The sequence below is a fragment of the Pseudomonas sp. NPDC089554 genome, from assembly GCF_050280645.1.
Taxonomy (GTDB): Bacteria; Pseudomonadota; Gammaproteobacteria; order Pseudomonadales; family Pseudomonadaceae; genus Aquipseudomonas.
The window spans coordinates 1-12,378 of sequence record NZ_JBNNVR010000044.1 but is presented as its reverse complement, the minus strand read 5'-3'; the positions used below and the strand labels follow the sequence as shown (position 1 = coordinate 12,378).

Annotated in this window: 13 protein-coding genes and 3 pseudogenes; 9 read left to right on the top strand and 7 right to left on the bottom strand. The window is 64.3% G+C overall.

The genetic code is table 11. The features are described 5' to 3' along the window. The first annotated feature begins 2 nt into the window (after window positions 1-2). The 3 genes from ACQKPE_RS14625 to ACQKPE_RS14615 all read left to right on the top strand — a co-directional run bounded on the left by ACQKPE_RS14625 (window position 3) and on the right by ACQKPE_RS14615 (window position 2,379). Window positions 3-452: a GNAT family N-acetyltransferase gene (locus ACQKPE_RS14625; protein ID WP_427666893.1), complete on the top strand. Its 450-nt coding sequence runs from the start codon at window positions 3-5 to the stop codon at window positions 450-452. A gap of 62 nt (window positions 453-514) precedes the next feature. Further along, entirely contained in the window at window positions 515-1,504 is a 990-nt protein-coding gene (locus ACQKPE_RS14620) for a hypothetical protein (RefSeq protein WP_427666891.1), read from the top strand. A gap of 89 nt (window positions 1,505-1,593) precedes the next feature. Continuing rightward, window positions 1,594-2,379 (top strand): sulfite exporter TauE/SafE family protein, encoded by a 786-nt coding sequence (locus tag ACQKPE_RS14615; RefSeq protein WP_427666889.1) that lies wholly within the window; start codon window positions 1,594-1,596, stop codon window positions 2,377-2,379. Here the strand turns inward: ACQKPE_RS14615 and ACQKPE_RS14610 are convergent. Continuing rightward, on the bottom strand, window positions 2,361-2,909 hold the full coding sequence (locus tag ACQKPE_RS14610; RefSeq protein WP_427666887.1) for a histidine phosphatase family protein: 549 nt from the start codon (window positions 2,907-2,909) through the stop codon (window positions 2,361-2,363). The two genes, ACQKPE_RS14615 and ACQKPE_RS14610, sit on opposite strands and share 19 nt — an antisense overlap. Before the next feature lie 98 nt (window positions 2,910-3,007). Here ACQKPE_RS14610 and ACQKPE_RS14605 point away from each other — a divergent pair, with 98 nt between their 5' ends. From ACQKPE_RS14605 to ACQKPE_RS14595, 3 genes are all read left to right on the top strand, one after another. Continuing rightward, a complete protein-coding gene (locus tag ACQKPE_RS14605) occupies window positions 3,008-3,613 on the top strand; it encodes a biliverdin-producing heme oxygenase (RefSeq protein WP_427666885.1) in 606 nt (201 codons plus the stop codon). Between the two features lie 90 nt (window positions 3,614-3,703). Further along, entirely contained in the window at window positions 3,704-4,024 is a 321-nt protein-coding gene (locus ACQKPE_RS14600; protein ID WP_427666884.1) for a transcriptional regulator, read from the top strand. Then, window positions 4,011-4,325, top strand: coding sequence for a helix-turn-helix domain-containing protein (locus ACQKPE_RS14595; protein ID WP_427666882.1), 315 nt, complete (start codon window positions 4,011-4,013; stop codon window positions 4,323-4,325). The genes ACQKPE_RS14600 and ACQKPE_RS14595 overlap by 14 nt, the downstream gene beginning before the upstream one ends. Before the next feature lie 87 nt (window positions 4,326-4,412). On the opposite strand, the gene ACQKPE_RS14590 is transcribed toward ACQKPE_RS14595, so the two are convergent. Both ACQKPE_RS14590 and ACQKPE_RS14585 read right to left on the bottom strand, forming a co-directional pair. After that, the gene (locus ACQKPE_RS14590; protein WP_427666880.1) at window positions 4,413-6,230 is read right to left on the bottom strand and encodes an ABC transporter ATP-binding protein/permease; all 1,818 of its coding nucleotides are present in this window, start codon (window positions 6,228-6,230) and stop codon (window positions 4,413-4,415) included. Window positions 6,231-6,343: 113 nt separating this feature from the next. Next, window positions 6,344-7,249: a LysR substrate-binding domain-containing protein gene (locus tag ACQKPE_RS14585; protein WP_427666878.1), complete on the bottom strand. Its 906-nt coding sequence runs from the start codon at window positions 7,247-7,249 to the stop codon at window positions 6,344-6,346. Window positions 7,250-7,408: 159 nt separating this feature from the next. Between ACQKPE_RS14585 and ACQKPE_RS14580 the strand changes: the two are divergent. The 3 genes and pseudogenes from ACQKPE_RS14580 to ACQKPE_RS14570 all read left to right on the top strand — a co-directional run. Next, a pseudogene (locus ACQKPE_RS14580) lies at window positions 7,409-7,513 on the top strand (SDR family NAD(P)-dependent oxidoreductase); the annotation flags it as partial. Between the two features lie 8 nt (window positions 7,514-7,521). Beyond that, window positions 7,522-7,689 carry an SDR family oxidoreductase gene (locus tag ACQKPE_RS14575; protein WP_427666876.1) on the top strand — a complete coding sequence of 56 codons (168 nt, stop codon included), beginning with the start codon at window positions 7,522-7,524 and terminating at the stop codon, window positions 7,687-7,689. Between the two features lie 100 nt (window positions 7,690-7,789). Further along, window positions 7,790-8,665, top strand: a complete 876-nt coding sequence (locus tag ACQKPE_RS14570; RefSeq protein WP_427666875.1) for a quinone oxidoreductase family protein — start codon at window positions 7,790-7,792, stop codon at window positions 8,663-8,665. 171 nt (window positions 8,666-8,836) lie between these two features. Here the strand turns inward: ACQKPE_RS14570 and ACQKPE_RS14565 are convergent, their stop codons facing one another. The 4 genes and pseudogenes from ACQKPE_RS14565 to ACQKPE_RS14550 form a co-directional block, all read right to left on the bottom strand. Then, complete coding sequence (locus ACQKPE_RS14565) at window positions 8,837-9,040, bottom strand: formate dehydrogenase subunit delta (protein WP_427666874.1); 204 nt, start codon at window positions 9,038-9,040, stop codon at window positions 8,837-8,839. Further along, on the bottom strand, window positions 9,037-11,925 hold the full coding sequence (gene fdhF, locus ACQKPE_RS14560) for a formate dehydrogenase subunit alpha (RefSeq protein ID WP_427666873.1): 2,889 nt from the start codon (window positions 11,923-11,925) through the stop codon (window positions 9,037-9,039). Before fdhF ends, ACQKPE_RS14565 begins: the two co-directional genes overlap by 4 nt. Continuing rightward, window positions 11,922-12,290: pseudogene (locus ACQKPE_RS14555) on the bottom strand (NADH-ubiquinone oxidoreductase-F iron-sulfur binding region domain-containing protein); the annotation flags it as partial. The pseudogene ACQKPE_RS14555 and the gene fdhF, both read right to left, overlap by 4 nt. Beyond that, window positions 12,290-12,378 (bottom strand): annotated as a pseudogene (locus tag ACQKPE_RS14550) (class I SAM-dependent methyltransferase); the annotation flags it as partial. The pseudogenes ACQKPE_RS14550 and ACQKPE_RS14555, both read right to left, overlap by 1 nt.

Sequence of the window (12,378 nt, the reverse complement as noted above, 5' to 3'; positions counted from 1 at the left end):
ACATGAACCACGACATCGCGCCAGTGGGTGCGGAACACTTCGACCGACTCACCGAGGTCTGGGAAGCTGCGGTGCGGGCGACCCACGACTTTCTCCCGGCAGGCTACATCGAGCGTCTGCGCCCGCAGGTGCGCGACCAGTACCTGGGCTTCGTTCAACTGCGCGCCTGGCGTGATGCGCACGGGGTCATCCAGGGCTTTGCCGGGGTGCATGAAGGCAAGCTGGAAATGCTCTTCATCGACCCGGCCAGCCGCGGCCAGGGCATTGGCAAGGCGCTGCTGGCACAGGTCATCGACGAACTGGGAGTGCATGAAGTCGATGTCAACGAACAGAACCCGCAGGCTGTGGGCTTTTATCTGAGCCAGGGTTTCGTCCAAGTCGGGCGTTCGCCGCTCGACGGGCAAGGCGATCCCTACCCCTTGCTGCACCTGGCGCTGCAACGCAGCGCCTGACCCTCTCGGCACTTCTATACTCAGGTAACTCCTAAAGCCTTTACCTTCGGGGGGCTACCTGCGTGAAGCCGCTCGTGCTGCTGTGCCTGTTCCTGGCGCTGTCCGGCTGTGCCGGTAAGCGCCCTGCCGCGCCACCACCGGCCGCCTTGCCACCGGCCGTCTGGCAGCAGATCGACCAAGCCCTGCTCGAAGCTTCTGTTGCCGCCACTAGCTCGGCCAACGACTACGCCCGGCGCTCGATGCGCGTGTGGCGCGAGCAGGTGCAGCAACGTACCGAAAGCGACTTCATCCCGTGGTTCACCGGCTACTGGACCCAGCAGTGGCTGACCCTGAAAGTGGCCTGGTACAAGATGAACCGCGACGAAAATGGCGACCCGCCAGAGAAACGCCTGGCGCTGTATCTGCAGGAGCAATACCACGCCCGGGTGATCGAGCCTGTAGCCGAGCAGATCGACCCCGAAGGCATCCGCGATCGCGCCAGCGAGCTGTACCTGCAACTGCTCGGTCAGCAACTGCCGGCGATCATCCAGCGCTACAACGCGCCACCGGAGCAACTCAGCCAACGCCTGCAGCGCATTCCCGCCATCGCCCTGGGGCCACCGGCTGCCCGCGACGCCACGCTGTACCAACTGCTGCGCCCACCCGCCCTGGCCCAGCAACCCGCCTGGCAAGCGCTGCGCCAGCACCTGCACGACCAGGCCTCCAAGGCGCCGGGGCAAACTGCGGTGGGGCTGTCGTCAGTAGCCACCCGCGCCAGCGAGAAGCTCGGCGCCACCCTGGCCCCGCGCGGCGCAGCAAGTGCCGTGGCAGCGGCAGTGGGCAAGGCGGCCGGGGCGATGATCTCGGTGGCAGTCGCGGGCCTGGGCATGATCACCCACGACCGCGAGCACCCGCAGATGGTCGAACAGTTGCGGGTGATCCTCAACGTGGCATTGAACGAGGAATGGCAGGAACTGATGGAAAACCGCCAGAGCGGTGCGATGGCCGGGGTGTACTACCTGTCAGGGCAGGTGGAGGACAGCCTGCGGCCGGGCGTCGAAGCAGGGTTATAACCTAATAACGAACAAGTCTATTTGGCTATAAAAAAATCTATATGCTGGCTTGCATCCGACAACGGGCTGGCAGGTAGATTGAGTAGCGTATGGATGTAGGTTCCTTCGGTTTCACCATTGCAGGGTTGGTCGTAGGTTTCATTGTCGGCGTGACCGGCGTCGGCGGCGGCTCGCTGATGACCCCTATCCTGCTGTGGTTCGGCATCAACCCCGCCACCGCCGTCGGTACCGACCTGCTCTATGCGGCCATCACCAAGGCCAGCGGCGTCTGGGTGCACGGGCGCAACAAGAACATCGACTGGAAGATCACCGGTCTGCTGAGCCTGGGCAGCGTACCTGCCGCCGCGCTGACCCTGTGGTTCCTCAGCACCCTGCACGCCGACACCTCGGCGCTGAATGCGATCATCAAGCAAGGCCTGGCGGTGGTGTTGATCCTCACGGCCCTGGCGATTCTCTTCAAGTCGCGCCTGCAAGCCTTCGCCAGCAAACATGCGGGCGACCGCTACCACCTCAGCGAGCGCAGCCTGGCGGTGCTCACTGTCATCACCGGCGTGGTGCTGGGCGTGATGGTCACCCTCACCTCGATTGGCGCCGGCGCCCTGGGCACCGTGGCGCTGTTCCTGCTGTACCCGTTCCTGGTCACCCGCCGCCTGGTCGGCACCGAGATCGCCCACGCCGTGCCACTGACCCTGGTGGCGGGCCTGGGCCATGCCGGCATGGGCAACATGGACTGGTCGCTGCTGGGCTACCTGCTGCTGGGCTCGCTGCCGGGCATCTACATGGGCAGCCACCTCACCGGGCGTATCTCCGACCGCGTACTGCGCCCTTGCCTGGCCGGCATGCTGCTGTTGATCGGCTACAAGCTGGCGTTCTGATCCAGCCGTAGCCGCCACTGCCCTGCGTGACTGAGCGAAAGGCGCGACAGCGGCGGCACATCGATGCGGTGGAAGGCTTCCAGCGGGCAACCCAGCACCGCGATCATCGCTGCGCGCAGCACCATCGGGTGGGTGACCGCCAGCCATTCACCCGGCGTATCGAACGCCTGCAACCAGGCTGCCACACGCTGGCACAGCCCAGCGACAGACTCGCCGCCATGGGGTGCGCAGGCCGGGTCCTGCAGCCACTGCGCCAAGGCCTCGCCCTGGTCTTCCTGCAAATGCTTGAGCGTTACGCCCTGCCAACGGCCCAGGTCGCAATCGGCCAAGGCCGGCTCGATGCGTATGGAGGGTGCGAAGAATGCAGCCGTCTGCGTGGCTCGACGCTCCGGCGCGCTGAGCACCTGTTTAACGGTCTGCGGCAAAGGCCCGTCGAATGCCAGGATGGCATCGTCGAGGCGGTGAAAACGCCCCACTTTCTGCGGCTCGGTCAGGGCATGGCTGACCAGGGTCAGGCGAACGGCTTTCACCTCGGGCCTCTCTTTGTTGGATATCGCTGCCACAGGCAGGAACGCTGCGGTACGATCCGCAGTCTAACCCAAGGCAAATAGCCATTAGAGCCCATTCGATGCCCAGCGCTGCGCAACATCCTCCCAGCCCCCTGTTGCTCGCCCTGCGCGAAGGCACCCAGGCCAGCCACAAAGCGCTGGAACAACGTCTACCGTTCTTTCACGCCCGCTTCGACTTGAGTGGCTACCGCGAACTGATGCAGGCCTACTACGGCTTCCATGCGCCGCTCGAAGTTTTGCTGGCCAGCCACCAGGAAAGTGCCCGCAACAAGACCCCCGCCCTCACCCGCGACTTGCACGCGCTGGCCCTGAGCGCCGCGCAGATCGATACGCTGCCGCTGTGCGCAGCCCTGCCCGCCGTTGCCGACGAAGCCAGTGCCTTGGGGGTGATGTACGTGCTCGAAGGCTCGACCCTGGGCGGCCAGGTACTCAAGCGCGCCATGGCCGAACGCCTGGGCCTGGATGCGAACAACGGCGGTGCATTCCTGGATGTGTACGCCGCCGCCACCGGCAGCAACTGGCGGCGCTTCCTCGAACGCCTGGGCACAGCGCCCGCTACGTCGCAGGCTTCAGCGGTCGAGGCTGCGGTCGCAACCTTCGAGCGTTTCGAGCAGTGGCTCGACAGTCGCGGGGTGCTACTGGAGACGTGCCGGGTCGGTCACTAACCCCCTACCGCAATCGCTGGAAACACGCTTGCCCTTCTTGCAATGGCAACCGCCCGGCAGAATGACTACGTCAAAGACGTAGGATTCTGTATGCTGACGATCATCGAATCACCTCTTTTTGCAAGGCAGTGGCCCGATTACTGGACAGAAGAAGAGCACGGCGCCTTCATGCATCACCTGGCCAACGATCCGGAGACAGGCGCCGTGATTCCAGGCTCCGGCGGCTGCCGAAAGGTGCGTTGGAGCCTGGATGGCAAAGGTAAACGCGGCGCTGTGCGAGTGATCTACACCACCCAGCTTGCCTGTGGGGCTGTCGTCGCCCTGCTCATTTACGCCAAGAGTTCGACCGATAACATTCCCGCGCACGTACTGCGCAAGATTGCCAAGGAGCTCGACCATGCCCCTGAGTGAAAAAGAATTGATGCGACGGGACGCCACCCGAAACATTGGCGAGGAACTGCTGGAGTCCATTCGAGAGGTCAAAGCCGGTCGCTACGGTGCCACTCATCAAGTAGAGGTCACCGAAGCCGCTGAGGCCCGAAGCCGGACCGGGCTTTCCCAACTCAAGTTCGCCGAGCTTCTGGGCGTTTCGGTGCGTACGCTTCAGGAATGGGAACAAGGGCGCCGCGTTCCCTCTGGCGCAGCACGCTCGTTGCTGCATATTGCGGCGACGCGGCCGGATGTCTTTCGTGAGGTGCTGCAAGGCAACTAACGTGCTTCATTGGAAGGGGTGAAGCAGGCAACCCACGGTTGTTCAGCGCTACACGGGGCGGCGCTGAACAACCTGTAGGTACAGCCGTCAGGCTGGCACTTCACCCGCAGGCGACTGTTCGTTCAGCGCCCAGCCCCCCTGCCCATCCACTTCCAGGCGGTGGCTGTGGAACCCGGCCAAGGTGCTGCGGTGGCCCACGCTGACCAGCAACGCCTCAGGCATCTCGCTGCGCAGCAGCGCGTACAGCGCGTGCTCCAGCCCCTCGTCCATCGCCGAGGTGGACTCATCCAGGAACACCACCTGTGGCTGGTTGAACAGCACCCGGGCGAACGCCAGGCGCTGCTGTTCGCCCACCGAGAGAATGTGCGACCAGTCGCGGCTCACCTCCAGTTGCTCGGCCAGGTGGCCGAGGTTGACCTTGCGCAGTACCTGCTGCATGCGCGGGGCATCCTCGGCTTGCGCGTCGGCTGGGTAGGCGATGGCCGTGCGCAGGTCGCCCAGGGGCAGGTAGGGACGTTGCGCAAGGAACAGCGCTTGCTGGCCAAGAGGCCGGCGTACCTCGCCTTCGGCGTACGGCCACAGCCCGGCCAGGGCGCGCAGCAAAGTAGTCTTGCCGCTGCCCGACGGGCCTTTGATCAGCAGTGCCTGGCCGGCTTGCAGGCTCAGGTCGAGGTCGGCGATCAGCCGGTGGCCGTCTGGACGCAGCACCTGCAAGCCACTGATATCCAGCGCCCGTGCCTGGGCCAGGGTGTTGACCTGGGGAAGGCTGGCGGCCTGCTGGTTGGCGTCGAGAAAACCGGTCAGACGGTCGAGGGTGGCGCGGTAGCTGGCGAAGGTGTCATAGGACTCACGGAAGAACGACAGCGAGTCCTGCACCTGGCCGAAGGCCTGGGAAGTCTGCATCACATCGCCCAGCTTGATCGCCCCGCTGAAGAAACGCGGTGCCTGGAGAATGAACGGGAACACCACCGCGACCTGGCTCACGCCCAGGTTGAAGCCGTTGAACTTCAGGCCCCGGAACACCAGGGCCCAGACGTTGACGATCAGCGCAGCGAAGCGCCCCAGCAAGGTCTGGCGCTCGACCTGCGCACCTTGGTAGAAGGCGATGTTCTCGGCGTTCTCACGCAGGCGCATCAGCGCATAACGGAAGTTCGCGGTGAGCTTTTCGTTGAGGAAGTTCAAGCGAATCAACGGCCGCCCGAGACGGAAGGCGATCCAGGTGGCGAGCAGCACGTAGATGTACACGGCGAACACCATGGCCCGGGGAATTTCCACACCGGCCACTTCCAGCGGCGCCGACAGCCCCCAGAGGATACCGGTGAACGCCACCAACGAAACCAGCGCACTGACCGCGCCCAGCGACAACGACACGGAGTTGGTGACGAAGGCATTCACATCCAGCTCGATACGTTGGTCGGGGTTGTCCACGGGCTGTTCGAGGAATTGCCCGCGGTAGTAGGCATCGCCGCGCATCCAGTCGTGGGTCAGGCGTTCGGTCAGCCACACCCGCAGGCGAATGCTGAAGGCCTGGGTCAGGTAGGCGTTGAAAAGCGCACGCGCCACGTGAATGGTGGCCAGCACCGCGAACACCCCCAGCAGGTACCAGAACGCGGTTTGGTCCAGGGCCTGCAAGGCGCTGTAGAAGCCGTTGTACCAGAACGAGAACAGCACCTGCAGGCGTACGGCGAACAGCGTCAGAAACAGCAGGAAAGCGAACAGCAGCAAGGGCCGCCAACTGCGCCTGAAGTTGAAGTACGGGCCTGCCAGTTGCCAGAACTGGCTGCCCCAACGGGTAAAGCGCACCGCCAGGGCGGCAGCGGCGGTAAAACAGATGACGGTGATGACGAAAGCGATCGCCAGCCAGCTCAGGCTCTCTTGCAGGGCCTGGTGCCAGTTCATTTCCATGGTGGGGTATCCATTACGAGCGTTTGCGCGAGCTTAACATTGAGGCTCTGTAGGGCAACGAATGATGACGGAGGTTTCATATTGGTCAACCTGCTGGCGATAGCGCAACGGCACTAGCGCAAGCCTTTCGCTTCGAACAATTCCACAAGCCATTGCACGAAGACCCTTACCCGTGCACTGAGATGGCGATTGGGCGAGTAGACGATGTAGATCGGGTTCGGTGCCTGTGTCCAATCCGCCAGCAACCGAACCAAGGTGCCGGACTCAAGATGCGCCTGCGCCATGAACCTCGGCGCCTGAAGCACGCCCAGCCCTGCGAGTGCAGCTGCGAGCATCGCATTGGCGTCATTCACCGACACGAAGTAGCGCGCATCGACCGTGATGCGTTCCTCCCCCCTTTCGAACACCACCGGCAAGCGTCGGTTGGTCCCGGCCAGGAAGTAGCGAACCATCTGGTGATTGCCTTCCAGATCACCGGGGTGCTGCGGCGTGCCGTTAGCGGCAAGGTACCCAGGCGTTGCGCAGGTCACGAATTCAAGGCTGCCCAGGCGCCGTGCAATCAATGAGGGGTCACTCAAGGTACCGCCTCGGATGACGCAATCCACACGCTCGCCCAGCAAATCGACAGGCCGGTCGCTGACGCCGATATCCAGTTGCAGTTCGGGGTAGCGTTTCTGGAAATCCGGCAGCGCGGGCAACACCAGCAGGGTCGCCATGGTCGACCCCATGTCCACGCGCAACCGCCCATGAGGTCGTACGTGCGCACTGGTCAGGTCCGATTCTGCCTCGAGCCATTGGTCCACCACCCGCACCATGCGCTCGTAATAGGCGCTGCCATCGTTGGTCAGGGAAATGCGCCGGGTCGTGCGGTTGAGCAACTTCACCCGCAGGTGGCTTTCGAGCGACTGGATATGTTTGGTGACGGTATTGCGAGGCAGGTTCAAGGCCTGGGCAGCCTTGACGAAGCTGCCGGCCTCTACCACCTGGATGAATGCTTTGACAGCGGCGAAATAGTCCACGGTATACACACCCGTTCAATGTCATGCGACAATCGATTAGCCTGATTTAAGGAACAGTGGTGTAGTTTTTAGCTAATTTATCCCGAGATCGCCATCTCATAAATTGATCTCACTGCAACGACGCCACCCATCCCGGCTGGCCGCAGACGGAGATCAGCAATGAACAAGCAACTTCAAGGCAAGGTGGCATTGGTCACTGGCGGTTCACGCGGCATTGGCGCTGCCATCGCAAAGCGCCTGGCCGCCGACGGGGCGCACGTGGCATTACCGAAATGAATCCGCAAACGGCTGACCACGCCCCCTTTCTCGCAGGCCTCGCAGCGCTCGGGCGCTATGGCCAACCCGAGGATATCGCGGCGGCAGTGTCGTTCCTCGCCGGACCCGAGGCGTCTTACATCACAGGCGCCACCCTCAACGTCGATGGCGGCCAAAGCGCCTGACCCCATCTTCGTCACCCGCAGCGAGCCGCCGCGCCGCCCTTACGCAGGGCGGTATCGGTCGGTTTCACAGCTCACGCCCTTTCCAGCCGCCGAGGCAGCCATGGCCCAACGTATCCGGATCTACCAGCAAGGAACTCCCACCGTCCTTCAACCAGAAACCTTCACTCTGCCGTCGCCCACTTCAGGGCAAGTCATCGTTCGCCACGAAGCCATCGGTGTGAACTTCGTCGACACAATGTTCAGAGATGGCACGTTCCAGGTGCCGTTGCCGTTCGACATGGGGGTAGAAGCGGCAGGCGTCGTCGAAGCCGTCGGTAGGGACGTGCAGCAGCTGAAGGTTGGAGACCGCGTCGGCTACTTCTTCGCTTTCGGTGCCTATGCAGACCGCCGCGTGATCGACGCCAGCACATTGATCAGGCTGCCCGACGATATCTCCAGCGAGCAGGCTGCCGGGCTGCTGGCCAAAGGTCTCACGGCATGGGCCTTGATCAGGCAGGTCCACGCAGTGCGGCCTGGAGAGCGCGTGGTGGTACACGGCGCTTCCGGTGGCGTTGGCAGCCTGCTTGCCCGGTGGGCAAAGTCGCTTGGCGCCACTGTGATCGCAACGGTGGGTTCATCCGACAAGGCACGCGCCATCGATGGCTGGGGGCTCGATCATGTCCTACGCTCGGATGAGCCAGCGCTTGCAGCGCGTATCAGGGCCGCCAATGGTGGCGTGGGTGTCGATGTGGTGTACGACCTCGTCGGGCGCCACACCCTGGAAGCGTCGATCAATGCACTGCGTGAGGGTGGAGCGTTGGTTCATGCTGGCAACGCCTCCGGCACGGCGGTGGCCGATCCCACGCTGCTGGCTGCGCGTAATATCCGCTACGTCCAACCCTCGACACCGCAGTACGTCAACGCACAGAACCAGGACATGGCGGCATGCGAACTCTTCGAGCGATTTCGTGAAGGAGCGCTAGGCCCCTCGAACTGAGCCGCTATCGGCTCGAGGAAGCGGTATTGGCGCACCAAGCCATTGCTGCACGCAAGCACACAGGCTCGATCGTGCTGATTCCTTGAGTGGGGCCGCAACGGAGGTTTCCTGTAGCACGAAGCCAACATCGCACTGCATGGCACGGGCTACGCCGGTGCCATGCAGATCGGCCTACCCTAGCGCCTCGCGCACTTTCGAATCGAGCCCCTCCCCCGCATTGGCCTCGATCCATTCGCCAAGCTGGCGCCGCATCGCCGGTGACCAGAAGTTCTGCAAGTGCGTACGCACCCCCTGCACCGCCAGCGCGTGGTCGGGCTCGCTGTCGAAATAGTGGGCGATCTGGTTGGCCATCTTGACCAGGTTCTCGCTGCTCATCGGCGTACCTCCACGGGTTCCTGCCCTTCGGCCTTGCGACGCTCCTGCAACAGACGCCGCTGTTCGTCACTGAAGTCCTGGTAGCGCTTCTGCCATTGCGAAGGCTGGAACACCTTCACCACCTCCACGGCGGTGACCTTGTATTCCGGGCAATTGGTGGCCCAGTCGGAGTTGTCGGTGGTGATCACGTTGGCGCCCGACTCGGGGAAGTGGAAGGTGGTGTACACCACCCCCGGTGCCACACGGCTGCTGACCAGGGCGCGCAGCACGGTCTGCCCGGCGCGGCTGCCAATGCCGACCCAGTCGCCTTCGCCGATGCCACGGCTTTCGGCATCGCTGGGGTGGATCTCCAGGCGGTCCTCGTCGTGCCAGGCGACGTTGCCGGTGCGGCGGGTTTGCGCGCCGACGTTGTACTGGCTGAGGATGCGTCCGGTGGTCAGCAGCAACGGGTAGCGCGCGTTGACCTTCTCGTCGGTGGGCACGTAGCCGGTGAGCATGAAACGCCCCTTGCCGCGGGTGAACTGCTCGATGTGCATGGTCGGGGTGCCGTCCGGCGAAGCATCGTTGCACGGCCATTGCAGGCTGCCGTGGCGGTCGATTTCCGCGTAGCTGACGCGGTGGAAGCTCGGCGTGAGCCGGGCGATCTCGTCCATGATCTCGCAGGGATGGCCATAGTCCATGGGGTAGCCCAGGGCATTGGCCAGGGCCACGGTGGCCTCCCAGTCGGCCTTGCCGGCCAGCGGCTCCATCACCTTGCGCACCCGCGAAATACGTCGCTCGGCGTTGGTGAAGGTGCCGTCCTTCTCGAGGAACGAGCTGCCCGGCAGGAACACGTGGGCGAACTTGGCGGTTTCGTTTAGGAAGATGTCCTGCACCACCACGCACTCCATCGCGCGCAGGGCGGCGGTGACGTGCTGGGTGTTGGGGTCGCTCTGGGCGATGTCCTCGCCCTGGCAGTACAGCGCCTTGAAGCTGCCGTCCAGCGCCGCCTCGAACATGTTCGGAATGCGCAGGCCAGGCTCGGGCTGCAAGGTCACGCCCCAGGCCTGCTCGAACTGGCTGCGCACGCCTTCGTTGGAAATATGCCGATAGCCGGGCAGCTCGTGGGGGAACGAGCCCATGTCGCAGGAGCCCTGCACGTTGTTCTGCCCGCGCAGCGGGTTTACCCCTACCCCTTCACGGCCGATGTTGCCGGTGGCCATGGCCAGGTTGGCGATGCCCATCACTGCGGTGCTGCCCTGGCTGTGCTCGGTCACGCCCAGGCCGTAGTAGATCGCCGCGTTGCCGCCGGTGGCGTACACCCGCGCGGCCTCGCGGATCTGCTCGGCGGGCACGCCGCAGATCGGGCCGAGTGCTTGCGGGGAGTTCTCGGCAAGGCTGACGAAGTCCCGCCAACGGGCAAACTCTGCAGTTTCGCAGCGAGCGTCGATGAAGGCCTGGTCGAGCAGCCCTTCAGTGACGATGGTGTGGGCCAGGGCGTTGAGCATGGCTACGTTGGTGCCGGGGCGCAGTTGCAGGTGCAATTCGGCGCGGGCATGGGGTGAGTCGACCAGGTCGATGCGCCGTGGGTCGATGACGATCAGCCGCGCGCCTTGGCGCAGGCGGCGCTTGAGCTGCGAGCCGAACACTGGGTGCGCGTCGGTGGGGTTGGCACCGATCACCAGCACCACGTCGGCCTTCATCACCGAATCGAAGCTCTGGGTGCCGGCCGACTCGCCCAGGGTCTGCTTCAAGCCATAGCCGGTGGGCGAGTGGCAAACGCGCGCGCAGGTGTCGACGTTGTTGTTGCCGAACGCGGTGCGCACCAGTTTCTGCACCAGGTAGGCCTCTTCGTTGGTGCAGCGGCTGGAGGTGATGCCACCGATCGAATCGCGCCCGTACTTGAGCTGGATGCGCCGGAACTCGCTGGCGGCGTAGGTCACCGCTTCGTCCCAGCTGACCTCCTGCCACGGGTCTTCCAGGCGCTTGCGAATCATCGGCTTGGTGATACGGTCGGGGTGGGTGGCGTAGCCCCAGGCAAAGCGGCCCTTCACGCAGGCGTGGCCGTGGTTGGCGCCGCCGTTCTTGTCCGGGACCATGCGCACCAGTTGGTCGCCCTTCATTTCGGCACGGAACGAGCAGCCCACGCCGCAGTAGGCGCAGGTGGTGACCACCGCACGCTCTGGCTGGCCCAACTGCACCAGGCTCTTTTCCGTCAGCGTGGCGGTCGGGCAAGCTTGCACGCAGGCGCCGCACGACACGCATTCGGAGGCCAGGAAGTTCTCGCCACCGGCGGCGGCCACTCGCGAGTCGAAGCCACGCCCGCTGATGGTCAGGGCGAAGGTGCCCTGGATGTCCTCGCAGGCCCGCACGCAGCGGCTACAGACGATGCACTTGCTGGGCTCGTAGTCGAAGTACGGGTTGGAGACATCCTTGGCTTCAGTCAGGTGGTTGGCGCCATCGTAGCCATAGCGCACCTCGCGCAGGCCGACTTGGCCGGCGACAGTCTGCAACTCGCAGTTGCCGTTGGCCGAGCAGGTCAGGCAGTCCAGCGGGTGGTCGGAGATGTACAGCTCCATCACGTTGCGGCGTAGGTCGGCCAGGCGCGGGGTCTGGGTACGCACCACCATGCCTTCGCTAACTGGCGTGGTGCACGAGGCCGGGTAGCCGCGCATGCCATCGATTTCTACCATGCACATGCGGCACGAGCCGAAGGCTTCCAGGCTGTCGGTGGCGCACAGTTTCGGGATGGATGTGCCCAGCAGCGCAGCGGCGCGCATCACCGAGGTGCCGGACGGTACGCTGATTTCACGGCCATCGATGCTCAGGCTGACCTGCACCTCGCTATGACGTACCGGGGTGCCCAGGTCGATGTCGCTGTTGTTGGGGTCGAAGTAATTGATCATTGCGCGGCCTCCGGGGTGGCCAGGCCGAAGTCGGCGGGGAAATGCTTGAGAGCGCTGGCGACCGGGAAGGCGGTCATGCCGCCCATGGCGCACAGCGAGCCGTATTGCATCGTGTCGCACAGGTCACTCAGCAGGTGCGCCTGGTCCTGGCGGTAGGCCGGGTCGCTGCTGGCGATCAGCCGGTCGACCACCTCCATGCCACGGGTCGAGCCGATCCGGCATGGCGTGCACTTGCCGCACGATTCCTCGGCACAGAACTGCAAGGCGAAGCGCGCCATGCTGGCCAGGTTCAGGGTGTCGTCGGCCAGCACCACACCGCCATGGCCGAGCATCGCGCCGACGGCAGCGAAGGCTTCGTAGTCCACACTACCTGGCCAGTGGGGCCGACCAGGCGCGAGAACTTGGCTGCAAGGTCGCCCGTGCCGCCGGCGATGTCCAGCACCCGGTTGCCGC

Bases quoted from the DNA above. Each gene is read 5' to 3' on its own strand.
- ACQKPE_RS14625 (WP_427666893.1), top strand. From the start codon at position 3: ATGAACCACGACATCGCGCCAGTGGGTGCGGAACACTTCGACCGACTC.
- ACQKPE_RS14565 (WP_427666874.1), bottom strand. From the start codon at position 9,040: ATGAGCAGCGAGAACCTGGTCAAGATGGCCAACCAGATCGCCCACTAT.
- ACQKPE_RS14615 (WP_427666889.1), top strand. From the start codon at position 1,594: ATGGATGTAGGTTCCTTCGGTTTCACCATTGCAGGGTTGGTCGTAGGT.
- ACQKPE_RS14575 (WP_427666876.1), top strand. From the start codon at position 7,522: ATGAATCCGCAAACGGCTGACCACGCCCCCTTTCTCGCAGGCCTCGCA.
- ACQKPE_RS14600 (WP_427666884.1), top strand. From the start codon at position 3,704: ATGCTGACGATCATCGAATCACCTCTTTTTGCAAGGCAGTGGCCCGAT.
- ACQKPE_RS14590 (WP_427666880.1), bottom strand. From the start codon at position 6,230: ATGGAAATGAACTGGCACCAGGCCCTGCAAGAGAGCCTGAGCTGGCTG.
- ACQKPE_RS14595 (WP_427666882.1), top strand. From the start codon at position 4,011: ATGCCCCTGAGTGAAAAAGAATTGATGCGACGGGACGCCACCCGAAAC.
- fdhF (WP_427666873.1), bottom strand. From the start codon at position 11,925: ATGATCAATTACTTCGACCCCAACAACAGCGACATCGACCTGGGCACC.
- ACQKPE_RS14570 (WP_427666875.1), top strand. From the start codon at position 7,790: ATGGCCCAACGTATCCGGATCTACCAGCAAGGAACTCCCACCGTCCTT.
- ACQKPE_RS14605 (WP_427666885.1), top strand. From the start codon at position 3,008: ATGCCCAGCGCTGCGCAACATCCTCCCAGCCCCCTGTTGCTCGCCCTG.